The organism is Halalkalibacter flavus (genome assembly GCF_036663575.1).
Lineage (GTDB): Bacteria > Bacillota > Bacilli > Bacillales > Bacillaceae_D > Halalkalibacter > Halalkalibacter flavus.
The window spans coordinates 138,322-163,168 of sequence record NZ_JAWRVK010000003.1; the positions used below are offsets into that span (position 1 = coordinate 138,322).

Below are 24,847 nucleotides of genomic sequence, written 5' to 3' on the forward strand. Positions count from 1 at the left end.
ATGCGTAAAATTGTAATTGGATCAAGAAAGAGCAATCTTGCTCTAGTACAAACGGATTGGGTAATTGAACAACTGAAGAAGACAGGGTTACCCTATGAGTTTGAAGTGAAGAAAATTGTCACAAAAGGGGATAAAATCCTTGATGTGACCCTTTCTAAAGTAGGCGGAAAAGGATTATTTGTTAAAGAAATTGAACAAGCATTAGCAGATGGGGAAATCGATTTGGCTGTTCATAGTATGAAAGATGTCCCTTCTGTGTTGCAAGAAGGTTTTGCGCTTGCCGCCATTACAAAGCGTGAAGATCCGCGTGATGCACTCATTTCCAATAATCATGTTAAATTAGCTGATTTGCCAGCTGGTTCAATTATCGGTACGAGTAGTTTAAGACGCTCAGCTCAAATTTTAGCTGCTAGGCCTGATCTAGAAGTGAAATGGATTCGTGGTAATGTGGAAACAAGATTACGAAAGCTAAAAGAAGAAGACTTTGATGCAATCATCTTGGCGGTAGCTGGTATTAAACGTCTAGGATTTCCAGAAGACTTAATCACTGAATGTCTGGATGAAACCATGTGTGTTCCGGCTGTTGGACAAGGGGCTCTAGGACTAGAATGTCGTTCAGATGATGAAGATTTAATGGAACTGTTACAACATATTAATAATAACCATACAAATCGTACGGTAACAGCTGAGCGTACCTTTTTAAACCGAATGGAAGGTGGGTGCCAAGTGCCTATTGCAGGGTATGCTACGATAACTGACAGCAATGAAGTGCAGCTTACTGCTTTGGTTGGTTCACCTGATGGAAAGGTATTGTTAAAGGAAACCGTAAGCGGAACAGATCCAGTTACTGTAGGAGAACTAGCATCTCAGTTGCTACTAGATCAAGGAGCGAAAGAAATACTTGATCAAGTGAAGAAAGAGCTAGATGAAGGATGAAAAGTGGACCTTTAGCTGGTAAAACGGTTCTCGTTACACGAGCAAAGGAACAAGCACATGATTTATCAAGGTTGATTGAAGGGCAGGGAGGAGAAGCAATTGAAGTTCCTCTGATTGAATTTCAATCAACCAATAACCATCAAGTTCAAAAAGTTTTAAACGAATTACAGGATTACCAATGGCTTATTTTTACGAGTACAAATGGAGTGCGCTTCTTTATGGAACACGTTAAAAGCTTGGAGCCAGAGCTCGATTTTACAGCATTGAAAATAGCTGTCGTAGGAGAGAAAACGGAAGAGATGCTTGCAAGCTTTGGTTTAAAAGCAACGGTCATCCCAAAGGAATATGTTGCAGAAGGGCTAGTAGAAGCTCTAATGGGAAAGGTTAAAAAAGGGGAGCGGGTAATTGTAGCTCGAGGTAACCTAGGGAGAGTTGATCTAATTCATCAATTATCTCAAATGGGGGCAATGGTTACGGATTTGTTTGTTTATGAAACAGTTTGTCCGATACAAGCAAAAGAGCAGTTACACAGAGTATTACAAGTACATAAGCAGCTAGACTATATCACCTTCACTAGTTCTTCAACTGTTCGTCATTACATAAAACTATTCAATCTCCTTAAACATGAACAGAAGGATTTTCAACCAACAATTGCATGCATTGGACCAATCGCAGCACGTACTGCAGTCAACAACGGATTAAACGTAACGATTGTTCCACATACATATACGATTGAACATTTAGTAGAACAAATTGTTATTCATTCAAGAGGAGGAAAGTTATCATGAAAGATCTATCATTTCGCCGCCACCGCAGACTTCGTCAATCGGCAAGTGTCCGAAGCATGGTAAGAGAAACTCATTTACATAGTGAAGATTTTATTTATCCAATCTTTGTGACAGAAGGGGCAAATGAAAAAAATGAAGTACCGTCTATGCCAGGAGTATATCAATGGTCGCTTGATTTAGTAGACGCTGAAGTAAACGAAGTAGTAGAACTTGGAATTCCAGCGATTATCGTCTTTGGTGTCCCAAATTCCAAAGACGATGTAGGTTCCTCGGCTTTTCATGATCAAGGAATTGTTCAAAAAGCAATACGTCAAATTAAAGAAAATCACCCTGATTTAACGGTTATTGCTGATACGTGTTTATGTCAATTTACGGATCATGGTCATTGTGGAGTGATTGAAGAAGGCAAAGTATTAAATGATCGTACGCTTGACCTGCTTGCAAAAACAGCTGTATCTCAAGCTGAAGCAGGAGCCGATATTATTGCCCCTTCAAATATGATGGATGGCTTTGTCGCTGCAATTCGTCATGGATTAGACTCTGCAGGATATACTGACATACCAATTATGTCTTATGCCGTGAAGTACTCATCTGCGTTTTATGGTCCGTTTCGTGATGCCGCTCATAGTTCTCCAAAGTTTGGAGATCGCAAAACGTATCAAATGGACCCAGCCAATCGTCTAGAAGCCATTCGTGAAGCTGAGTCGGATATGGAAGAAGGAGCCGATTTCCTTATTGTGAAACCAGCGCTTTCTTATTTGGATGTAATCCGAGAAGTAAAAGACATTTCTGGTTACCCGCTTGTTGCTTATAACGTAAGTGGTGAGTATTCAATGGTTAAAGCAGCGAGTCAAAATGGCTGGATCAATGAAAAAGAAATTGTGTTAGAGAAGCTCACAAGCATGAAACGCGCAGGGGCGGATTTAATTTTAACGTACCATGCGAAAGATGCTGTTCGTTGGTTACGCGAAGATCAATAAGAAGGGAGAAAAGTCATGCGTACATATACAAAGTCAAAAGAAGCATTTGCAAAAGCAAAACCAGTAATGCCAGGTGGGGTAAATAGTCCTGTTCGTGCTTTTAAATCGGTAAAGATGGATCCAGTATATATGGAACGTGGAGTTGGTTCGAAAATTTATGATATTGATGGTAATGAATACATTGACTATGTATTATCATGGGGACCTCTTATTTTAGGGCATGCCGATGAAAAAGTCGTTGCCTCCTTAAAAGAAGTAGCAGAAAAGGGGACAAGCTTTGGTGCTCCAAGTGAGCTTGAGACAAAGCTAGCAGAATTAGTAATCGAAAGAGTACCGTCAATTGAAGTTGTGAGAATGGTTAACTCAGGGACGGAAGCAACGATGAGTGCTCTTCGCTTAGCAAGAGGCTATACAGGTCGTAATAAAATTTTAAAATTTGTTGGCTGTTATCATGGACATGGTGATTCATTACTCATTAAAGCAGGTTCTGGTGTAGCTACACTTGGATTACCGGATAGTCCAGGAGTACCTGAATCAGTTGCTAAGAACACATTAACAGTTCCTTACAACGATTTAGAAAGTGTTCGTTATGCGTTTAAAGAATTCGGTGATGATATTGCTGGTGTGATCGTTGAACCAGTTGCTGGTAACATGGGTGTTGTCCCTCCTGAGCCAGGATTCCTTGAAGAACTTCGTAAGATTACAGAAGAAAATGGTACCCTTCTTATTTTTGATGAAGTTATGACAGGGTTCCGTGTTGGTTACAATTGTGCTCAAGGGAAGCTTGGCGTAACACCTGACCTTACTTGTCTTGGAAAAGTTATTGGTGGTGGCTTGCCAGTTGGAGCCTATGGTGGAAAGCGTGAAATTATGGAACAAATTGCACCAAGTGGTCCGATTTATCAAGCAGGAACGTTGTCTGGAAATCCACTCGCCATGACGGCAGGTTATGAAACATTATCTCAATTAACGGAAGCCGATTATGTTCGTTTTGAACAGCTTGCTGATCGTTTAGCAAATGGCTTAGCTGCTGCAGCAAAAAAACATGAAATTCCGCATTCGATTAACCGTGCGGGTTCAATGGTTGGTTTCTTTTTCACGGATGAGAAAGTAATTAACTTTGAAAAGGCAGCAACATCGAATTTAGATTATTTCACGAAATATTTCCAAGAGATGTTAAACCAAGGTATTTCTCTTCCTCCATCTCAGTTTGAAGGAATGTTCCTATCAACAAAGCATACAGAAGAGGATATCGATCAAACGATTGCCGCTGCAGAAGTAGCGTTTTCAAAATTAAAATAAAGAGACAAGCCTATTCATTATTAAGATTTGTAGTAATGAATAGGCTTTTTTTATCGTTAACTTGCATAATGCCAGAGAACTTGTCATAGAGTGATATTGTACTGACTATGACCGTAGCAGAAGGTAGAAAATACGATGAGGAGGAATGCAACGTGACACAAGAACACCCGTCTAAGTTATCATTTTCGATTGAGGAATCGGTTTGGTTAAATAAAGGTCAAGAAGTAGAAGAAATTTTAGGTATGTCTCTTGAGCCTGAAATTGTAATCGAAGAAAAAGATCACCATGTCTATATTAGGGGTGGGTTACGTCTCATTGGGGAATATCGGCCTACAGGCACGGATGAATCTAGTAATAACAATCAATCGCTCGAACAACAAGTGTCCTTTCGTTCAGCAGGTGATGTAACAATTGCTTCAGACGGTTCAGGACAAATTAAACATTTTTTCCCAATTGATGTGACAATCCCGTTAAGTCGAATCCAAAATCTTGATGATGTCTATGTTGAAGTAGACTCGTTTGATTATGACCTACCAGAAAGAAGCTGCATTCAGCTAACGGCTGATATAAGCATTTCGGGTATGACACACCATCAAGTGACTGTTGAAAAGCGTGTTGAAAAAGAAATTGAAAAAGCAGTAGCACAGCAACCTGAACCTGAAGAAGAGGATGTTCCAACTGCATTCTCGTTCGAGGCAAAAAGACGCCCAGAACCTGAAGTTCCAGCCCAAACTGAGTCAACTGAACAACTAGCTGCAATAACTTCACACAATCAATATTACAAACCTGAGGAAAAACCACCTGCAATGGCGGGGTCTCCAACATCAAGATATGAGCAACCGAAAGAGGAGGAACCTACATTGAGACCTAATGATTCACACAAAGAATTATCTACAGATGCTACACCTGAAGTAGCTAGAGTAGAAGAAGTAGAAACAGAGCAGGTTGAATCTACTGAACCAGTGCTTGAAGCAGTTGATGAAGTAGAAGAGGTAGTTGAAGAAGTTAGAGAGGAACCAGCACAACCAGAAACAAAAATCAATCTGAACCCATTAAAAGAAATTGATGAGCAACCGGCTTTAGAAGATCGTCCTGAGGAAGAAGAACCGGATGAATCAAAGAGCAAAGCACCGACTCCTCGTGAAGAAAATGCTCTATACTTAACCAAAATGCTCTCCAAAGGAGAAGAGAGATTTTCAAAATGGAGAATGTGTATTATTCAAGAAAATGAATCATTAGACACGATTGCTGATCGGTATGCAATTAGCACAAGTCAAATTGTAAGAATGAATCGCTTGCAAGGGGAGCAAGTAGAAGAAGGACAAATCCTTTATATACCGGTTAGCAAAGAGTCTTAAAAAAAGGAGTTACAACATGGAATTGTTGGATTGGCTTAAGGAGAATTATCAATGGCGAAACGTCAAATTTGTAAATGAAGCTTTGATAGAGACAGACCATGGTCGAAAAAGGTTGCGCTATTGGTCCGATAAAGCCCTCCTTGATTGGCATATAACGTGGCGTGACAAATGTAGTGTCACGCCATATATGCTAACCGACCGGATGATTAGGAATAAGGAGCAAGAGCCAGCAATTGAATGGAAAGATGGTTGGGTAACGGTTCACGATGAAGTTGATCAACCATTGCAAGTAGTATCGAATGAAGACAAGATCGGAAATATGATTGGTTGTATGATACATTATGGTCTTCATTCAACAACGGAAATGAAACCGAAAAATGTAAAGGAGCCCATGTTTCGTTCTCTGTATTCTCATTTGTCTTACTTTAATGAGCAACAAAGGACATTTATCCGTTCGCTGCTTCGTGAATCCGATCATCGAATGAAGAAAGTAAAGATTCTACAGGAACAAGTTAAGGAAGAGAAAATGCCATTAATGGATCCGATCTCATCAATAGATCAGGTAAAGAAAGTGTATGACGTTATCATTTGGTATGGAACAAAGCAGCACCCTGAGCTAGGCTATTATTCATTACGAGAATTTTTAGCAACTTGGTTAGAACAACATGGGAAGGATTCTGCTACTCGGTTAATATCAGCAATCGTCGAGCACGAAAAGGTGTCCAGAGATCAGGCAATGTTGTTACTAATTGAGTGTTTAAAAGCGTATGAACTAGACCGACTTGTGGCCGTTGTGAAACGAAATGTAACCGATAAGGAAATCGAAGGAGAGTTACAAAAGGTAACGAGTGAATGGGAGCGGTCAAAAGAGCTTGTTCAAGTAATTAGCTCACTCATAGAAAAGAAAAAGAAGGTGTTAACCCAATGATTCAAGCACAATCGCCTTATGATTCTGTGCTCTTTTACTATGATCTTTATCCTCAGTCAGTTGAAGATTTTGGGAAAATAAAAAAGGTAACAACTAATCATGGTGTGTATGCTTTAAAAGAGACAACGATGGGAAAACAACAAGCTGATGGATTCATTCATGCTCTTAGGAAATTAACAAAGCTTGGTTATAAGAAAGCAATCCCCATTCTTCCAACGAAATATGGAGAGTACACAATTTCAACAGGAACACATACGTATTACCTTATGCCATGGATGGAAACCAATGAATATACAGCTAAAGAGTCACAAGAGCAAAAGCTAGCGTCTCAACTTGGTATTATACATCGCTTAACTGTAAAGACTCAGCCTTTTGTAAAAGAGAATGTAGAAGAAGCCTACCAGCAGCTACTTCATCGCTGGGAAATGCGGCAGCTTGAATTAAAACGATTCGCTGATCAAGCTGAACAAAAGACGTATATGTCACCTTTTGAATTAACATTTATAACACATGCTTTTATGCTCGATCAAATGGCGGAAGCTGCGAAGGGCCATTTAAAGAAATGGTATGATAAATGCTTAGAGAAAGAGAAATATCGAACCGTTTTATGTCATGGTAGAGTTAACCGCTCACACTCCTTTTTCTCTCCGGAAAATGAACCGTTGTTACTCAATTTTGAGCGAGCGGGCATTGATACTCCATCAAGAGATTTGGCTAGTTTTTGCAGGTATAGTTTCAAGTATGCATATTGGGTGGAAGAAGAAGTCCTTCAATGGTTCATGAATTATGAACGACATTTGCCATTGTTAGAGGAAGAAAAGCATTTGATATGTGCCTATTTAAACTTTCCAGAGCCAATAGCTTTTGCAGTCGATTCTTATGTAGCAAGCAAAGGGTCAATGCGAGAATTTGAGCATGTCCAAAGATTAGAAAAGCGCCTTACTTCAATGCGCAGAGTGCAGCGACTAACGCAAAAGCTTATTATCATACAAGAACAGCAAGCACAACAGATAGATAAAACATAAGGTTGTCTCAAAACTAAGTTTCAGACCCCCAAGCACACACTATATATGCTCTATACAAGTGAGAGTATATATACTGTACGTCACGATGGGGGTCAGATCCATATGAGACAACCTCTTTTTCATATGAGTCGTAATGTGATTGAAAAATATGTCACGACCATAATGGTTAACAGAATCAAATCAAAGGTAGTTGGTAAGATTAGAGTACGCAATAACTGAAAGCAGATAAGAGGAACAAGAATTTGAGCAAAAATGGCCTTTACTTTTAACCACCAGCGTGGGCTTTTATGGTGGTGGTGATGATGATGATGGAAACGCCAATTACGTCGACGCATCGTAACACCTCACTTTCATGAACTCCTTTCTATTACGGTATGCAGCTAGAGGATAGTTGTGCTAGCTCTTTGGTTACTACTCAATTACAACAAAAAACGTATATAAAAGAAAAAAATAGGCGATGCTTTTATTGACGAATGAGCTCGATTCGAGCTAAAATATAACCACAATAATGAATGCATTGAATAGGAAGAGTAGAATCAGAACCTTTCAGAGAGAGAAATCAATAGCTGAGAGATTTCTTAAGATGTATGATTCGAATGTCGCCTAGGAGCAGCTATCCTGAAAAATCCTTGATTCGTAAGTTTAGCCGGCAACTGACCGTTATCAGATTGAGTGTGTAGTACATAAGTTTTTTTGTGCTGCAAACAAAGGTGGTACCGCGAGTGAACTCTCTTCGTCCTTTGGATGGAGGGGGTTTTTTTTATTTGTTTGATTTTAAGGAGGAAGAATGATGAGTGATGAAAAGCTAACGATGCCAACAAAATACAATCCACAAGAAACCGAATCGAAATGGTATTCTTTTTGGAAGGAAGGAAAATTCTTTGAGGCGACAGGTGATGAAACGAAACAACCGTATTCAATTGTAATCCCACCGCCTAACGTAACTGGGAAATTGCATTTAGGTCATGCATGGGATACAACGTTACAAGATATTCTCGCGCGTGTAAAGCGAATGCAAGGCTATGATACTCTTTGGTTACCAGGTATGGACCATGCGGGGATTGCAACTCAAGCAAAGGTTGAAGGGAAATTAAAAGAAGAGGGACTCAGCCGTTATGACTTAGGAAGAGAAAAATTCCTAGAAAAGTCTTGGGAGTGGAAAGAGGAGTATGCATCGTTCATTCGCAACCAGTGGTCAAAAATGGGGCTTTCATTGGATTATTCTCGTGAGCGCTTTACCCTTGATGAAGGGCTATCAAAAGCAGTTCGTGAAGTATTTGTTAAACTTTATGAAAAAGGCTTAATTTATCGTGGAGAATACATTATTAACTGGGATCCGCAAACGAAAACCGCTCTATCAGACATTGAGGTAATCTATCAAGATGTTCAAGGCGCATTCTATCATATGAATTATCCTTTAACAGATGGCAGCGGACATATTGAAGTTGCAACAACGCGTCCGGAAACAATGCTTGGTGATACAGCTGTGGCCGTTCACCCGGAAGATGAGCGTTATAAACATCTTATAGGTAAGACGGTAACTCTTCCTATTACGAATCGTGAAATTCCGATTGTTGCTGATGATTATGTTGATATGGAATTTGGATCAGGAGCAGTAAAAATCACTCCAGCTCATGATCCAAATGATTTTGAAATTGGCAATAGGCATAATCTTGAACGCATCCTTGTCATGAACGAAGATGGCACTATGAATGCGAAAGCTGGAAAATACAAAGGATTAGACCGTTTTGAGTGCCGTAAGCAGCTTGTGAAGGATTTACAAGAAGAAGGAATTCTTTTCAAAATAGAAGAACATATGCATTCTGTTGGTCACTCAGAGAGAAGTGGCGCGGTTGTTGAACCGTATTTATCAACACAATGGTTTGTCAAAATGCAGCCATTAGCTGATGCAGCCATTGACCTTCAAAAATCAGAAGAAAAAGTAAACTTTGTTCCCGAACGCTTTGAGAAAACATACTTACGCTGGATGGAAAATATTCGTGATTGGTGTATTTCAAGACAGCTTTGGTGGGGGCATCGTATTCCAGCTTGGTATCATAAAGAAACAGGAGAGGTGTATGTTGGTCATGAAGCCCCAGAAGATGAAGAGAATTGGAAGCAAGACGAAGATGTATTAGATACATGGTTCAGCTCCGCACTATGGCCGTTCTCGACTATGGGCTGGCCAGATGAGTCTTCTTCCGACTATGACCGTTTTTATTCTACAAATGTATTAGTAACAGGTTATGATATCATTTTCTTCTGGGTATCTAGAATGATTTTCCAAGGTCTTGAGTTTACAGGGAAACGCCCATTTGATGATGTATTAATTCATGGGCTTGTACGTGACTCAGAAGGACGCAAGATGAGTAAATCACTTGGTAATGGTGTTGACCCAATGGATGTTATCGACAAATACGGCGCAGATTCATTGCGATTCTTCTTATCTACCGGTAGTTCCCCGGGAAATGACTTGCGTTTTTACTGGGAAAAGGTCGAATCTACGTGGAATTTTGGAAATAAGATCTGGAACGCTTCACGTTTTGCGTTAATGAATATGGAAGGATTAACGTATGACGAAATTGATTTAAGTGGTGATAAAACAATTGCGGATAAGTGGATCCTTACCCGTCTTCAAGAAACGATTTCTGATGTAACACGCTTAATCGACGCGTATGAATTCGGTGAAGTAGGACGACTTCTGTATAACTTCATTTGGGATGATTTCTGTGATTGGTATATTGAAATGGCGAAGTTGCCTTTATACGGAGAAGACGAGGCAGCTAAGAAAACGACACGTTCTGTTTTAGCCTATGTATTAGATCAGACGATGAGACTTCTTCATCCAATGATGCCGTTTATTACCGAGGAAATTTGGCAGCATTTGCCGCATAAAGGCGAATCAATTACCATTGCTGCATGGCCTGAGAAGCAGGAAGCATATATGTTCGAAGAGGCCGTAGAGGATATGGAACTGCTTAAGGAAATGATTCGTTCTGTTCGTAATACGAGAGCGGAGCTAAACGTTCCAATGAGCAAGCAAATTGAGTTACTCGTTCATGCAAAAGATGATCAGGTGTTAGGGAAATTAACACGGGGACAAAGCTATATTGAGAAGTTCTGTAATTCGAGTAAGCTTGAAATAGGAACAGATGTGAAGGCGCCTGAAAAGTCAATGTCACAAGTTCTCTCAGGAGTAGAATTATTTTTGCCTCTTGCTGGTTTGCTAGATTTAGATGCTGAGATTGCTCGATTAGAAAAAGAACTGGATAAGTTAAACAAAGAAGTAGAACGTGTTGAAAAGAAATTAGGAAACCAAGGCTTTATTGCAAAAGCACCTGCAAAAGTGATTGAAGAAGAAAAAGCAAAGCAAGCTGACTATATGGCTAAACGCGAAACGGTGCAAGCAAGAATAGCTGAGTTAAAAGCATAATTAATAAGGAAAGAAAGCCTTTTGGGGCTTTCTTTCTTTTGAGTTTAAAAAAGGTGAAGTTACGATCATTTTTCTATTAAAAGAAGACCGCCTTTCATTCGACAGGCTTCTACGGTACTATTAAGAATAGACTTTTTGAATACATAATAAAAAAGGTTGGGGTCTACAGTGAAAACAGGAACAGAAGTGATAGAATGGATCCATTCGTTGCTCCCATTTGGAATAAAGCCAGGATTAAAACGAATGGAGTGGATGCTTGAGCGTCTTGAACATCCTGAACAAAAAATAAAAGCAGTTCATATAGGTGGAACGAATGGCAAAGGTTCGACTGTCAGTTTTATGAGACATGTTCTCGAACAAGCTGGTTATAAAGTAGGAACGTTTACATCCCCGTACATTGAGTGTTTTGAAGAACGGATTTCGATTAACGGAACTCCTATTGAGGAGGCAGCGCTAGTTGAAGCTGGAAAACAAATTCGACCATTAGTTGATGAATTAACGAGTACCGAACTTGGAAGCCCTACTGAATTTGAAGTCATCACCACGATTGCTTTCTATTACTTTGCTACGATTGCTAAGCCGGACATTGTATTGCTTGAAGTCGGTTTAGGTGGGAGGTTTGATTCGACAAATGTGATTACTCCACTAGTATCAGTTATTACATCAATCGGATTTGACCATATGCATATATTAGGAGAAACGCTTCCGGAAATCACATCTGAAAAAGCAGGGATTATAAAACCAAGTGTTCCGATCGTATCGGGTGTCTCGCAAAAAAAAGCTCAGGAGATTATAGGGGATGTTTCGCGCAATGTAGGGGCTCCTTATACGCAACTTGGAATTGACTTTAAAGAAACCTTAATCGGAATTGAAGGAAGATTTCAAGTATTTTCTTATGAAAAAATGAATAACCAAATAAATGATGTAACCATTCAAATGTCGGGGCCACATCAGAGAGAAAATGCGGCTGTAGCGATAAGGGCTTTGGAAATATTGGTGGAGAATTATCATTTTGATATTCCTATGTCTTCTATTCACAAAGGATTACGTGCAACAACTTGGATAGGGCGTTTTGAACAAGTAAGCGAAGATCCACTCATCGTGATTGATGGTGCGCATAACAAAGAAGGGATGGAATCGCTAGAAAAAACGCTTACGCTTCATTACCCAGATAAAACATATCGATTTTTGCTTGCGGCAACGAAAGAAAAAGATATGGGCATTTTATTAAAGCCATTTGAACAATTGAATTCCTCGTTTACATTTACTAGTTTTGATTTCTTCCGAGCAGCTGCTAGCAAGTCATTATATGAACAAGCCCCAGTTGCAAATAAGCGTTTTGAAGATGATTGGGAGAAAGCTTTAGAAGAGGAAGTACATGCATTAAAACAGAATGAAATGCTTATTGTTGCAGGTTCTCTATACTTTATTTCTTCTGTAAGGGGTAAGTGGTTGAAGGAGTAGAGTGAAGAGGGGAAAGGAGCTCATTAGATAAAACTAGTGAGTTCTTTTTTTAAAGGACGAATAGGTAAAAAGAAGGAGAAGAGATTTGAGACCACCGTTTTTTTTTTGGAAAAGTGTAACAAAAGTCTTGTTTAAACATTGACAAAATTGTTGAAAATACTTGATATTGCCGTTTAGCAGGATAATAGTATTGACATTAAGATACTATGAAATTACACTAAGTTTAACAATATTACATATTTGGAACGCGATGAAGTACGACTTGTATGTGGGCACCTAAGTCGTACAGAGCAACTGGTGCAACCGGCCTTGATTTTGCTTTTTGAAGTAAATGAGGTCTTTTTTTATGCAGAATAAACTAATTTTGAGTGAATTTGAATTTTGAAAAAGCTCATAAAAGCACGGTGGGCCCGTCTGAGTTATTGGTTGTTATTGTTATTTTAGGGATTATTGCTGCGATTGTTATTCCGATGGTGATGACTAATCAAGACAATGCTTCAGTTACTTCAGACGAAAGAAGTGTACAATTGCTTCAAGATGCAGTTAATCGCTATATGGTCGAAAATGAGAATAATGTACCAAGAACAAGTACAGGTCAACCAGATTATGATGAGTTAGTGCCAGATTATCTTTCGGGTGAAATTAATCTTCGTTCTGGAGCTAGCGTAAATATTGCAGAAGGAACTGTCGAAGTTACTTATACTGAACCGACTTCTTAAAGTATAGTTTTGAGTAATTTGCTGTCGCAATTCTAATAGCGACAGCTTTTTTCTAAATTAAATTAAGGAGAGGAATACATATGGTGTTTATAGACATTTATATCTTTGTCTTAGGTCTTATACTCGGCAGCTTCTTCAACGTTGTAGCCATCCGTCTATTAAAAAAAGAATCTATTGCTTTCCCTTCTTCTCATTGTCCACATTGTAAACATAAGCTGTCAGTCTTTGATCTAATACCAGCTTTTAGCTTTCTTTTTTTAAAAGGAAAATGTCGTTATTGTAAGGTGAAGATCTCTCCTTTATATCCATTTGGAGAGCTGTTAACAGCTACATCTTTCTTTGTTGTCTATACGTTTGTTGGGTTTCAGTTGGAATTGATCCCTGCTTTGATCCTTACAGTTTTATTAGTTATTTCCGTGTTAACAGATATTCGGGAACAACTGATTCTAGATGTGGTTACTTTGCCAATGCTTGGCGTTTTGCTCATTAGTCGACTATTTATTGGTAGTGAGCCATTTTGGTATTATCTAGCTGGTGGGGTTGTTGGTTTTGTTTTGTTACTAGTAATCGCAATTGCCAGTCGTGGCGGCATGGGTGGTGGCGATATAAAGCTTTATGCAGCTATTGGGGTAGCACTTGGCCCTTGGCTGACAGTGATGAGTCTAGTGCTTGCTTCATTTGCTGGTGCTGTTGTTGGTGGAATTTTGTTGCTGACAGGAGTAGTGAAACGGAAACAACCGATTGCCTTTGGGCCTTTTATCTTTATTGGAACGATAGCTGCCTATTTATTTGGATTTGATATTTGGAATTGGTATACAAGCTTTTGGTAAGGAGGTAGTAGGGTGAGGGATGAGAAAGGTGTAACGTTAATTGAATTGCTTGTGGCGATTGTTATAGCTGGAATCATCCTCGTTCCTCTACTAACGATTATGACAGGGACATTTTCTCGTACGGTCAGCCAAGATCAAGATACACGAAATCTTATATTGCTCAGACTGTAATGAGTTTGTTTGCAAGCTCTGTTCCTGTTTTACAAACATTAACGATGAGTTCGGAAATAGCTAATAATGATGTGATCAAAAAAGTATTAGATGACTCAAAAGAATCATTACGTGCGGGGGAAAGTTTATCAGAACCACTAAATAATAGCTGGGTTTTTCCGAAGCTAGTTAGTCACATGGTTAAATTTGGGGAGGAGTCCGGGCAACTTGATAAGATGCTTGAAAAAGTTGCTGATTTTTATGAAGAAGTAGAGCAAATGGCCTCCCACATGAGTTCGATCATTGACCCACTAATGATCGTTATTCTAGAAGTAATTGTCGGTACGATTGTTCTTGCGACAATTCTACCAATGTTCACAATTTACAACGATTTTGGAGGCTAAAGGTTAGAAGAAACGTCTATGTAAAATAGAGGTTTCTTTTTTTATCCCCTCATAGTAAATTTTTCAGTAATTTGTTCTATCTACCATTATTGTTTAATAGAATAGGATTATAAGAAAAAGAATGAGGAAGGGAGTGGTTACATGGAACAAGACAAATATAAAATATCGGTCCGCTTAAACGGGAAAGAACAAAAAATTGAAGATCGCATTCGTGAAGATGATTCTAGTAAAAATACACATAATGCACAAGATGTTTCAGAAGAAATCGTAGCGGCCCGTGACAATACAGCAGAAGATTTATCTGAAATCATTCCTCAACCAGATAACATCATAGATTTTGGGAGTAAACAAGAAGAAAGAAAAAGAAATCAACAGCCATATTGGGATGATGGCTTCAGTGAGAAAAGTCCGAAGCTGCCTTTTAAACGGAAGAAAAAATCGTACCATGCTAAAAATAAACCGAAGTTTCCGGTTATGTTGGTGGTAGCCTTATTTTCTGCCGTTATTGTGGGGTTAAGCTTGGGCTTCATGGTTCTAACTGTCTTTACGGGGAGTGGAGCTAGTATAGCAGGTGCAGGAGAAACTGTTACCAGTGCGATTCCAACGGCTGCTGAAGCTGGTGGAAATACTTTCCCAGATTTGGCATTAGAAGTGGTGCAAGGGGGAGCATTTGGTGAGCAATCTACTGGACAAGAGATTGTTGCTAAGCTACAAGAGCAAGGGTTAGCTGCGGCATTAACGCAATCGACAGATCCGATTTACATGTTCATTGGAGCTGGTGGAGATCGAGCTCAGGCGACGAAAATAAGTTCTTTATATGAAGGGTATGGTCAAGATACGTATTTAAAGACGTATCGTGTTGATGGTCAAACGGTTACTGGACAAGCAGAAGAAGTAACGGCTTGGTTCACAAACGCAATTTCTCATTATAAGGAACTATTACAGTTAACTGTAGATGGTTTTGGTGGAGGTTCTTTATTAACTTCCGAACGTATCGAGCAAGTTGAAAAGACGACAGCTAGCTTGCAAGCAGATCGAGATCAAGCCTTTACTAATTTAAATCAGCCAGTTCAAGATCAAGCACTAGCACTTGGAGATAATCTGGTTCTTGCTGGAGATAAACTTTCAGCATATGTAAATAGTAAAGAAGAGAAAGATCTCTGGCAAGCACAGCAAGCTCTTTTGGATGCACTTGTTAATTATGAGCTAATCGTAGAAGCGTTGCAGTAATAGCAGAAAGGATGGAACTTGCTAGAGAGTTCATCCTTTTTTGTGTCGTGGTAGTTTTTCTATCAAACGAATTGTTGAGATAAGAAGAATTTGGTATTATACTCTTGAACCTGTACAATAAAAAGAAAACATTGTAGAGGTGACCCCTTCATGAAATCTTTCATTTTAGCCTCAGGTTCCCCGAGGCGTAAAGAGCTACTTGAACAAGCTCATTATTCTTTTTCCATTCAAACAAGTGCAGTAGAAGAAATTGTTGAGGAGGGATTGTCTCCTGCAGAGGTTGTACAGCAATTAGCCAAGCAAAAAGCAGAGGATGTATGGTCAAAAGCAAAGGGTGCTGTTGTGCTTGGCTCAGATACTGTAGTCGCCTTTGAAGATAAAATTCTTGGGAAACCAGAGAATGAAGAGGAAGCAAAGGCAATGCTCCAAATGTTATCTGGGCATACTCATAGCGTTTATACGGGTGTGGCTATTTGCTCACAAGAAGGCGTGATGACTTTTTATGAGAAAACGGATGTAGAGTTTTATTCTTTATCAGAGGAGGATATTACGATGTACATTCGTAGTGGTGAACCGTTTGATAAAGCAGGTAGCTATGGGATCCAGGGTTTTGGTGCTTTTTTAGTAAAACGCATTGTTGGTGATTATTTCGCTGTTGTTGGACTTCCTCTTGCTAGAACGATGCGAGAATTAAAAAAAATCGACATAACGCCAAACATGTAATGGATTGTTCTTTTGGGAAGCATAGCATGTTCTTATTACGAGTATTCATATCAAGTACAAAAACAATTTCTTTTCTCTTTTATAAAACTTCATAAAATCTCCATTTTTGTGCAAAGTAGAAAGGAGTGTTTCCTTTGTCCCATTCATCCTTCCTTATTCGAGATGTCCCTGTTCGAGAAAGACCGCGAGAACGCTTGTTACAAGAAGGCCCTCAAGCATTGACGAATCAAGAAATCCTCGCCATTATCCTTCGTAGTGGTACGAGGAAAGAATCGGTTTTACAAGTAGCTCAACACCTTTTAGCGAAGTTTGATGGACTTATGTTATTAAAAGATGCTGCTATTGAGGAATTGTGCACAGTTAATGGTATAGGAGAAGCGAAGGCAGTTGAGCTAGCAGCTTCCATTGAGCTTGGTAGGAGAATTCATAACATGCAACCAGATGAGCGTTATGTGATCCGATCTCCTGAAGATGTATCCAACTATGTAATGGAGGATATGCGCTTTTTGCAGCAGGAGCATTTTGATTGCTTGTATTTAAATACGAAGAACCAAGTCCTGTTACGTAAAACCATATTTATTGGCAGTTTGAATGCGAGCATTGTTCATCCCCGTGAGGTGTTTAAAGAAGCATTTCGCCGTTCGGCGGCCTCGATTATTTGTATGCATAACCATCCTAGTGGCGATCCGACACCGAGTCGAGAGGATATTGAAGTGACGAAACGGTTATCAGAATCAGGAAAAGTACTCGGAATTGAGCTTCTTGATCATATTATTATTGGTGATCGTAAATTTGTTAGTCTGAAAGAACAAGGATATGTCATATAATGATTCGGCAGATGATTATAAAGGATGTGAGCGAGTAAAGAGCATAGCGATTCGGGTAAGAGAATGGTAACATAGGGGTGTTGCCTTTTTCTTTGGTATGTATCCATTGTAAAGGGTGAAAGGATGAATTTGAGAAATGTTCACGAAAGTTTTTGTATTCGTAGATTTTTACGAAACTTGGGGAACTTAAGGCTATTTTTTTTGATGATAATTCGTTATAATGAAGGTTATGATTTCGGATTTGTATGAAGGGAGATACATAGATGTTTGGTGGGTTCTCAAAAGATATAGGAATTGATTTAGGAACAGCAAACACGCTCGTTTACGTTAAAAGCAAAGGCATCGTTGTTCGTGAGCCGTCGGTTGTTGCACTAAGAACTGATACAGGTTCCATCGAAGCTGTCGGTAATGATGCAAAGAATATGATTGGTCGTACGCCAGGCAATATCGTGGCTGTTCGCCCAATGAAAGACGGGGTTATTGCTGACTTCGATACAACAGCAACCATGCTGAAATACTTTATTCAACAAGCTTTAAAAAACCGTTCGATTTTCACACGTAAGCCTTCTGTGATGGTTTGTGTACCATCTGGAATAACAGCAGTTGAAAAAAGGGCTGTAGAAGATGCAACAAAGCAAGCTGGTGCAAAAGAAGCATATACCCTTGAAGAACCATTCGCAGCAGCGATTGGCGCGGACCTTCCAGTATGGGAGCCGACTGGTAGTATGGTCGTTGATATTGGTGGAGGAACAACAGAAGTAGCAATCATTTCACTTGGTGGAATTGTAACAAGTCAATCGATTCGTGTCGCAGGGGATGAAATGGATGAATCGGTTATCCAATACATTAAGAAGAAATATAATTTAATGATCGGTGAAAGAACGGCAGAAGCATTGAAGCTCGAAATTGGTTCTGCAGGCGCTCCGGAAGGTGTTGATGACATGGATATCCGTGGACGCGACTTACTAACGGGCTTACCTAAGACCATTACAGTCACAGCCGAAGAAATTGCTGGAGCCCTTGCAGATACTGTGGCAACGATCATTGAATCAGTGAAAAATACATTAGAGCAATCTCCGCCAGAGCTTGCAGCGGATATTATGGATCGAGGAATTGTCCTAACAGGTGGAGGAGCGCTTTTGCGTAATCTTGACCGTGTGTTAAGTGAAGAGACGAACATGCCAGTATTAGTTGCTGAGAATCCTTTAGATTGTGTTGCGATTGGGACTGGTAGAGCGCTTGAAAATCTACATTTATTCCGTTCAAAAGCGGGGATCACATCACGCTCAGATAGAAAATTGTAAGTAGGTGTCCGGCATGCCATCCTTCTTTTCTAATAAAAAATTAATTATTCTTCTTGTCAGCATAATCATATTGGTCGGGTTGATTGGATACTCGCGTACAGATAGAGAGCAAGTCACAGGACCAGAACAAGTCATCAGAGATGCTGTTGGATGGGTGCAGACCACTTTTACGAAACCCGCATACGCTGTAGCGGGTTTCTTTGAAAATGTCCGGGACATCCGTCAAATTTATGAAGAGAATAAGCTATTAAAAGCAAGACTTGAAGAATATGCACAAATTTCTGTAGAACGGAATTTGTTACGCAATGAAAACAATACGTTAAAAGATATGCTTGAACTAGATGAAAGCTTAAATGATTATTTAATGAGATCAGCAGTTGTTATACATCGTAGCCCTGACCGTTGGACAGATTATATTGGCTTAAACAAAGGTTCTAATGATGGAATTGAACCAAACATGGGCGTTATTGATTCTAAAGGTGGTCTTATAGGTAAGGTAAAGCAAGTAAGTGAATTTTCTTCGAGAATTCAACTTTTATCTGATAATGATCGAACGAACCGCGTGTCAGCAATGATTTCAATGGATCAACCTGAATATGGCTTTATTGAAGGGTATGATGTGGATTCAGGGTTATTAATTATGCGCAAGATTGATATTGAGGCAGAGATTGAAGAGGACCAAATGGTAATGACGTCTGGAAAAGGTGGCGTTTATCCGAGTGGGTTATTAATTGGTGAAATTGTACGAGTTGAGCCTGATGAATATGGTTTAACTCAAAATGCCTACATCGAACCAACGGCTGATTTTTATGCTTTAGACTATGTCTATATTATTGAACGTACGAGTACATCCCTTGATCCTGAATTGCTAGAGGAGGAACCATCGTGAGCCGCTTCTATATTCCTACATTCGTCTTTCTATTGTTGGTTATAGAAGGTACTCTATTTCAGATTATTACGCCGTCTCATCACGATATGAATGTTACGTTAGTTCCGCGATTTCTTGTCGTGATGATTGTTTTTATTGGTATTCATTTCGGCCGATATAGCTCTATTGTTTACGGTCTTGTTTTTGGTCTTATATATGATATTGTCTATACTCAATTACTTGGTGTGTATATGTTTGGATTTGGTTTGATCGGATATGCATTTGCTTATACATATAAACAAATCCAGGATTCTTTATTTTTTCATCTGTTATTTGCAACAGTGGCTGTCTCTTTATTTGAATATTATCAGTATGGCCTATACAGACTGATTGGATTAGCTGATATAGGAGCGGTACTTTTCTTTCATGAGAGATTCCTACCAGGGTTAATAGTAAATGTCTCGTTTGCCATTATTATTTACTTCCCTGCAAAAAAATTATTTTCCTATGTTCAGAAACAAGCTAGTCTCCGTGATCGATAAGAATGTGACAAAATATGCGGTATTTTTCTACATCTTCTTACATAAGGAAGAAGGGTTTTCGATGCGATATGTTGAATAACGTAATATCACTGTTTTCTCGTTTTACTCAGGTAAAATGAACATACTATTGAGTAGCAACGAAGGTGAGTGAGGCTGAGGTGGACACAACAATGGTTCAAAAGAAGCAATATGTTACAATAAAAGGTACAAAGGATGGGTTAATCTTCCTATTGGATGATAGCTGTTCTTATGAAAGTTTGCTAGAAGAATTGATCGAAAAGTTATCCTCAAAGCATTATCAACAATCAGAAGGTCCTGATGTTCTCGTAAAAGTCGATATTGGATATCGCTTTCTCCAAGAACATCAGCAGGCCGAACTAGAGAACATTATTACAGAAGGACGTAATTTAGCTGTTGATCATTTTGAATCTCGTGTACTATCAAAAGAAGAGTCTGAGAGATTACGTCAAGAAGCACAAACGGTAACATTAATCCGTATTGTTCGCTCAGGCCAAGTGCTTCATGTCAATGGAGATGTCCTATTAATTGGTGATGTTAATCCAGGCGGAACATTAATCGCTAACGGCAATATTTATGTGATGGGTGCTCTTAGGGGAATTGCTCATGCCGGTTTTGAAGGCAATGAAAAAGCCGTCATATCTGCTTCTCTGTTAGCTCCTGCTCAGTTAAGAATTGCTGATGAAATTAAACAATTTGATACAGAAGAAAGAACTGAACAAATGATGGCTAGTGCATTTCTTACTGAACAGAAGGCCTTTAAAATTGGACGAGTTCAGCAGCTTGTACAATCCCATCCAGAACTTGCAAAAAATGAAGCACAATTACAAGTGTAAGAGTATGTTTAATGAGGATAGTCTTTTGATCGCACACTTGTTTTAAGGTGAAAAACTATTAATTTAAACGTAGATTTTAGAAGAGCGTTATAGAAAGGGGTCATCAGCGTGGGAGAGGCAATCGTCATTACAAGTGGAAAGGGTGGCGTTGGGAAAACGACAACGTCTGCTAATATAGGCACAGCCCTTGCGCTTTCGGGGAAGAAAGTTTGCTTAGTGGATACAGACATCGGGCTCCGCAATCTTGATGTTGTCATGGGACTTGAGAATCGAATTATTTATGACCTCGTTGATGTGATAGAGGGGCGTTGTAAGTTGAAGCAAGCATTAATCAAAGATAAACGCTTTGACTGCTTGTACTTGCTACCTGCTGCACAAACGAAAGATAAAACATCTGTTGAACCTGATCAAATGAAAGTCATTGTTGATGAATTAAAACAAGAATATGACTATGTTCTTATAGACTGCCCTGCAGGAATTGAGCAAGGCTTTAAAAATGCAGTTGCGGGAGCAGATCGTGCAATTGTTGTGACGACACCTGAAGTTTCAGCTGTTCGTGATGCCGACCGAATTATTGGTTTGCTTGAGCAAGAGGACGTTGAAGCTCCAAGGCTAATTGTGAACCGTATTCGCGGTCATATGATGAAAAACGGAGATATGTTAGACGTTGATGAAATTGCCTCTATATTAGCGATTGATCTTCTTGGTATTGTTGTCGACGACGAAGAAGTGATTAAGCATTCAAATAAAGGTGAACCAATCGCGCTTCATACAACAAGCAAAGCTTCGATTGCCTACCGGAATATTGCACGAAGAATTCTTGGTGAAACTGTTCCATTAATGGCACTCGAAGAACAAAGGGGTATGTTTGCTAAAATCAAAAAGCTATTCAGCGTAAGGTAATACGTTGTAGAGCAAGTGACCAATGTGAGGCACTTGCTCTTTTTAATGCTTTAAAGCATGGTTGTGCAGGTTCTATTTTGAAAGTTCATATTTTGTCAATATTCTTGATAATTATCGAGTAACTAGGATTAGAAGCGGTGAGTAACGAGACGCTTCTTTTCATTCACTTTCTGAGCTCCGTACCAATTATTTGGCAGACTTCGGTAACAGAGGAAGTAGGCTATGTTATGATTGTTTTCAAGAATGTGGTTTTTAAAAATAGGAGGCCAAAATACATGACGATGATGGAAGAACATTTGGAAGAAACTACAAAGAGCATTCGCTGCATGGTGTTAACGGTAACGGATTCGTGTTCGTACGAGGACGATGAAAGTGGAGCACTGATTAGGTCAATGTTAGAAAAAGAAGGACACTGTGTGACAGAGTACCAGATAATTAATGCAGAATATAGTTTAATTCAACACTGGATTAAAATCGCTGCGATTCGTGCCGATGTAGATGCGATTCTAATTACAGGAGGAACAGGAATTGCCCTTCATGATACGACGCATGAAGCTGTTAGAGATAGTTTAGATAAAGAGATGCCGGGATTCGGAGAGTTATTTCGCCATTTAAGTTTTAAAGAAGAAATCGGTACAGCTGCGATTTTAAGTCGTGCAATTGCAGGTGTACGTGACGGGAAGGCGATCTTCTCGATGCCTCGACCAACAGGAGCGATTCAATTAGCAATGGACCGAATTATTCTTCCTGAAATCGGATCTGTCATGAAAGAAATACTTATGGATAAAGTAAGAGTGTAATAAATAATGTAAGAAAGGCTGCTTAGAGATTAATTTCTCGGGCAGTCTTTTTGTTGCGGGCTGGTTTAAGCCATTTTTCTGGAATTAAAACGTTCTTGAGGGAGGAACCCACTCCTCTCAAGGCTTTTAAAAGATTTAGCGACTCCGCTCATTGCTTAGGGGGTGTCTCAAAAGGTCAGAAACAGATCTTTGAGACACCCCCACAACTTTTCGTCTATCTACCGATGCTGCTCGTACAGTTCTAGTTTTGTTACTTGTTTTAGCCAAGCGATTTCATCATTTGAAACATCAAAAGATTCGATGGAACGAATGTTTTCTTTTACTTGTTCAGCACTGCTTGCCCCGGTTACAACGGAAGCTACGACTGGAGAGTTAAGGCAGTATTGCAAAGCAAGCGCTTGGAGCGGACGACCATCGAGTAGCTCGTGCTCCAATTTAGAGCGTAATGATACGAGTTCTTCGTATGAATAATAAAGATAGCCTTTTTCTTTAATGGTATCAGACATTGTCTCAAGCGTTCGATCAGTAAGTAATCCTTTAGCGACAGGTCCTCTAGCGACAACGCTTATTTCGTTTTCTTCTAGAAAAGAAAATAACTCTTCAGGACGACGATCAAGTAAACTATACTGCATCATTATACTAATAATGGATGAACGCTTTACATATTCGCGAATGACATTGGGACGTATGGAAGAAATACCGTAATAGCGGATGACCCCCTCTTTCTTTAGCTCTTCAAAGGCATCTATTGTTTCATCAATATTGTCTTCAATTGTTCCTCCGTGAAGCTGGTATAAATCGATGTAGTCGGTTTGAAGTCTACGTAAGCTATCTTTTACAGCTGTCATTATATGTTTTTTTGAAGGGTCCCAACTCCAGCCCTCTTTTCCTTGTTCAAAACGATTACCTGCTTTTGTAGCAAGAATAATATCGTTCCGTTTGCCTTTAATTATCTCACCGATAAGTTCCTCGTTTACCCCTTGATAGTACAAATCAGCAGTGTCTAAGTAATTGATGCCGCCATCAAGCGCCGCTTCAATGACTTTTTTTGCGTGACTTATTTCGGTTCCAATGCTCATACAGCCAAGGCTAACTTCACTAACATCTAAATCAGATCGACCAAGTTTACGTGTTTTCATTATCAGGTCTCCTCTCCGCAATAAGGTATTTCATACTAGTTTGTTTTCCGGTTCGTAGAAGAATAAAACATGAAAAAAGAGCGTCCCCGTGCGCCTTCCCGTGAAGTGCGCTCAAAAGGCTAAAAACATAGGCGGCGGCTGCGCTCATTGCATAGAGATAGATAAAAAAGGAAGACCGCCTTTTTTACATTAAAAGAGCGTCCTCTGTGGCAATGGCTCCGCACGCCGTGCGCCTTTTGAGAAGAGCGCTCAAAAGGCTAAAAACAAAACGGCGGCTACGCACATTGCAATAGAGATAAATGAAAAAGCAAGGGCCTTTTTACATCAAAAGAGTGTGCCCGTGGCAATGGCTTCGCACGCCGCACGCCCTTTAGGAGAAAACCGCTCCTAAAGGGCTAAAAACATAGGCTGCGGCTGCGCACATTGCATAGAGATAGATAAAAAAGGAAGACCGCTTTTTTTATCTATCTCTATTATGTCATAACACCTGCGGACAAGTCATATAGTTAAGTAAACTAGTTTAAAAAGGATGGGGGAGCAAATGTCCAAGGATATAAATAAGGTACGTAGAAAACTAGAAAATAGACGACGTCAAATCAATAGCAATGTTAAACATCGCGAACGGACGGTGCCGATGCTCTTAAATCGACATGAAGATGCGAGAGAAGAGCCTGACTTTTATGTACCACCATCTACAAATGATGAAGGAGCCAAAGTACATGTACCGAAAGGGGATTTTTTCCTTTTTCGCTTAATGGCATCCATTTGTATTTTCTTAATGACTGCTATACTTTTTCAATCAACTGTTCCTCAAGCAGAAGGGGCGAAACGTTTTGTACAACAAACGTATGAGCAAGAAATTCAGTTTGCAGCAGTGGCTAATTGGTATGAAAATCAATTCGGGCGACCATTAGCTCTCGTGCCAGCAAATCGGGATATGGCTCAAGGCGATCCAAATGAGCAAGTAGAAATGGTATATGCGGTTCCGGCATCAGGTACAATAAGTCAGGATTTTGATCATGATGGAAGAGGAATCTTAATTGAGACAGGAATGAACGCAGAAATTGAAGCAGTAAAAGGTGGACAGGTGAGCAAGGTTGGAGCCGATGATGAGGGTGGAAATCTTGGGAAGACCGTCACTGTAAAACATTATGATGGTACAGAAGCAGTGTATGGCATGCTTGATAAGGTGGAAGTGAACTTATATGACCATATCCAACCAGGTTATAAGATTGGTTTAGTCTCTACAAATGAAGAAGCACAAAAAGGGGTTTTCTATTTTGCGTTAAAGGACGGCGACCAATATATTAATCCTAGCGAAGTTATTTCTTTTGATTAAT

Annotated in this window: 25 protein-coding genes, 1 riboswitch and 1 other annotated feature; of the genes, 23 read left to right on the forward strand and 2 right to left on the reverse strand. The window is 39.6% G+C overall.

Annotated features, from left to right (window positions below):
* The 7 genes from hemC (at window position 1) to ysxE (ending at window position 7,317) form a co-directional block, all read left to right on the forward strand.
* Window positions 1-936: a hydroxymethylbilane synthase gene (hemC, locus tag SAY88_RS03205; protein WP_332629244.1), complete on the forward strand. Its 936-nt coding sequence runs from the start codon at window positions 1-3 to the stop codon at window positions 934-936.
* Entirely contained in the window at window positions 933-1,724 is a 792-nt protein-coding gene (locus tag SAY88_RS03210) for a uroporphyrinogen-III synthase (protein ID WP_332629245.1), read from the forward strand. Before hemC ends, SAY88_RS03210 begins: the two co-directional genes overlap by 4 nt.
* The gene (gene hemB, locus SAY88_RS03215) at window positions 1,721-2,704 is read left to right on the forward strand and encodes a porphobilinogen synthase (protein WP_332629246.1); all 984 of its coding nucleotides are present in this window, start codon (window positions 1,721-1,723) and stop codon (window positions 2,702-2,704) included. The genes SAY88_RS03210 and hemB overlap by 4 nt, the downstream gene beginning before the upstream one ends.
* Before the next feature lie 15 nt (window positions 2,705-2,719).
* Window positions 2,720-4,006 (forward strand): glutamate-1-semialdehyde 2,1-aminomutase, encoded by a 1,287-nt coding sequence (gene hemL, locus SAY88_RS03220; protein ID WP_332629247.1) that lies wholly within the window; start codon window positions 2,720-2,722, stop codon window positions 4,004-4,006.
* A 152-nt stretch (window positions 4,007-4,158) separates the two neighbouring features.
* The gene (spoVID, locus tag SAY88_RS03225) at window positions 4,159-5,364 is read left to right on the forward strand and encodes a stage VI sporulation protein D (protein WP_332629249.1); all 1,206 of its coding nucleotides are present in this window, start codon (window positions 4,159-4,161) and stop codon (window positions 5,362-5,364) included.
* Between the two features lie 16 nt (window positions 5,365-5,380).
* A complete protein-coding gene (locus tag SAY88_RS03230; protein ID WP_332629252.1) occupies window positions 5,381-6,292 on the forward strand; it encodes a hypothetical protein in 912 nt (303 codons plus the stop codon).
* A complete protein-coding gene (gene ysxE, locus SAY88_RS03235; RefSeq protein WP_332629253.1) occupies window positions 6,289-7,317 on the forward strand; it encodes a spore coat protein YsxE in 1,029 nt (342 codons plus the stop codon). Before SAY88_RS03230 ends, ysxE begins: the two co-directional genes overlap by 4 nt.
* A gap of 119 nt (window positions 7,318-7,436) precedes the next feature.
* Here the strand turns inward: ysxE and SAY88_RS03240 are convergent, their stop codons facing one another.
* Window positions 7,437-7,652 (reverse strand): hypothetical protein, encoded by a 216-nt coding sequence (locus SAY88_RS03240; RefSeq protein ID WP_332629255.1) that lies wholly within the window; start codon window positions 7,650-7,652, stop codon window positions 7,437-7,439.
* Window positions 7,653-7,825: 173 nt separating this feature from the next.
* Window positions 7,826-8,061: a binding site (T-box leader), on the forward strand.
* Window positions 8,062-8,107: 46 nt separating this feature from the next.
* Between SAY88_RS03240 and SAY88_RS03245 the strand changes: the two genes are divergently transcribed.
* The 15 genes from SAY88_RS03245 to SAY88_RS03315 all read left to right on the forward strand — a co-directional run bounded on the left by SAY88_RS03245 (window position 8,108) and on the right by SAY88_RS03315 (window position 22,368).
* A complete protein-coding gene (locus tag SAY88_RS03245; RefSeq protein WP_332629382.1) occupies window positions 8,108-10,750 on the forward strand; it encodes a valine--tRNA ligase in 2,643 nt (880 codons plus the stop codon).
* A gap of 168 nt (window positions 10,751-10,918) precedes the next feature.
* Window positions 10,919-12,214, forward strand: a complete 1,296-nt coding sequence (locus SAY88_RS03250) for a bifunctional folylpolyglutamate synthase/dihydrofolate synthase (protein WP_332629257.1) — start codon at window positions 10,919-10,921, stop codon at window positions 12,212-12,214.
* A 234-nt stretch (window positions 12,215-12,448) separates the two neighbouring features.
* A riboswitch (cyclic di-GMP riboswitch) is annotated at window positions 12,449-12,532 on the forward strand.
* Between the two features lie 104 nt (window positions 12,533-12,636).
* Window positions 12,637-12,933, forward strand: coding sequence for a type II secretion system protein (locus SAY88_RS03255; protein WP_332629258.1), 297 nt, complete (start codon window positions 12,637-12,639; stop codon window positions 12,931-12,933).
* Between the two features lie 80 nt (window positions 12,934-13,013).
* On the forward strand, window positions 13,014-13,763 hold the full coding sequence (locus SAY88_RS03260; protein ID WP_332629259.1) for a prepilin peptidase: 750 nt from the start codon (window positions 13,014-13,016) through the stop codon (window positions 13,761-13,763).
* A 12-nt stretch (window positions 13,764-13,775) separates the two neighbouring features.
* On the forward strand, window positions 13,776-13,934 hold the full coding sequence (locus tag SAY88_RS03265) for a type II secretion system protein (RefSeq protein ID WP_332629262.1): 159 nt from the start codon (window positions 13,776-13,778) through the stop codon (window positions 13,932-13,934).
* A 5-nt stretch (window positions 13,935-13,939) separates the two neighbouring features.
* The gene (locus tag SAY88_RS03270; protein ID WP_332629264.1) at window positions 13,940-14,317 is read left to right on the forward strand and encodes a type II secretion system F family protein; all 378 of its coding nucleotides are present in this window, start codon (window positions 13,940-13,942) and stop codon (window positions 14,315-14,317) included.
* A gap of 141 nt (window positions 14,318-14,458) precedes the next feature.
* Entirely contained in the window at window positions 14,459-15,547 is a 1,089-nt protein-coding gene (locus tag SAY88_RS03275) for a hypothetical protein (RefSeq protein ID WP_332629265.1), read from the forward strand.
* A gap of 150 nt (window positions 15,548-15,697) precedes the next feature.
* On the forward strand, window positions 15,698-16,270 hold the full coding sequence (locus SAY88_RS03280) for a Maf family protein (protein WP_332629267.1): 573 nt from the start codon (window positions 15,698-15,700) through the stop codon (window positions 16,268-16,270).
* A 134-nt stretch (window positions 16,271-16,404) separates the two neighbouring features.
* On the forward strand, window positions 16,405-17,097 hold the full coding sequence (gene radC / locus SAY88_RS03285) for a RadC family protein (protein WP_250097000.1): 693 nt from the start codon (window positions 16,405-16,407) through the stop codon (window positions 17,095-17,097).
* Between the two features lie 263 nt (window positions 17,098-17,360).
* Window positions 17,361-18,401, forward strand: coding sequence for a rod shape-determining protein (locus SAY88_RS03290; RefSeq protein WP_332629269.1), 1,041 nt, complete (start codon window positions 17,361-17,363; stop codon window positions 18,399-18,401).
* 13 nt (window positions 18,402-18,414) lie between these two features.
* Window positions 18,415-19,290 carry a rod shape-determining protein MreC gene (gene mreC / locus SAY88_RS03295; RefSeq protein WP_332629270.1) on the forward strand — a complete coding sequence of 292 codons (876 nt, stop codon included), beginning with the start codon at window positions 18,415-18,417 and terminating at the stop codon, window positions 19,288-19,290.
* Window positions 19,287-19,811, forward strand: a complete 525-nt coding sequence (gene mreD / locus SAY88_RS03300) for a rod shape-determining protein MreD (protein WP_332629271.1) — start codon at window positions 19,287-19,289, stop codon at window positions 19,809-19,811. Before mreC ends, mreD begins: the two co-directional genes overlap by 4 nt.
* Window positions 19,812-19,981: 170 nt before the next feature.
* Window positions 19,982-20,665, forward strand: a complete 684-nt coding sequence (minC, locus tag SAY88_RS03305; protein ID WP_332629273.1) for a septum site-determining protein MinC — start codon at window positions 19,982-19,984, stop codon at window positions 20,663-20,665.
* A gap of 108 nt (window positions 20,666-20,773) precedes the next feature.
* Window positions 20,774-21,568 (forward strand): septum site-determining protein MinD, encoded by a 795-nt coding sequence (gene minD, locus SAY88_RS03310; protein WP_250097005.1) that lies wholly within the window; start codon window positions 20,774-20,776, stop codon window positions 21,566-21,568.
* A 275-nt stretch (window positions 21,569-21,843) separates the two neighbouring features.
* Window positions 21,844-22,368 (forward strand): MogA/MoaB family molybdenum cofactor biosynthesis protein, encoded by a 525-nt coding sequence (locus SAY88_RS03315; RefSeq protein ID WP_250097006.1) that lies wholly within the window; start codon window positions 21,844-21,846, stop codon window positions 22,366-22,368.
* Between the two features lie 218 nt (window positions 22,369-22,586).
* Here the strand turns inward: SAY88_RS03315 and SAY88_RS03320 are convergent, their stop codons facing one another.
* Window positions 22,587-23,507, reverse strand: coding sequence for an aldo/keto reductase (locus SAY88_RS03320; protein WP_332629277.1), 921 nt, complete (start codon window positions 23,505-23,507; stop codon window positions 22,587-22,589).
* A 541-nt stretch (window positions 23,508-24,048) separates the two neighbouring features.
* Between SAY88_RS03320 and SAY88_RS03325 the strand changes: the two genes are divergently transcribed.
* Window positions 24,049-24,846 (forward strand): M23 family metallopeptidase, encoded by a 798-nt coding sequence (locus tag SAY88_RS03325; protein WP_332629279.1) that lies wholly within the window; start codon window positions 24,049-24,051, stop codon window positions 24,844-24,846.
* The last annotated feature ends 1 nt before the right edge of the window (window position 24,847 follow it).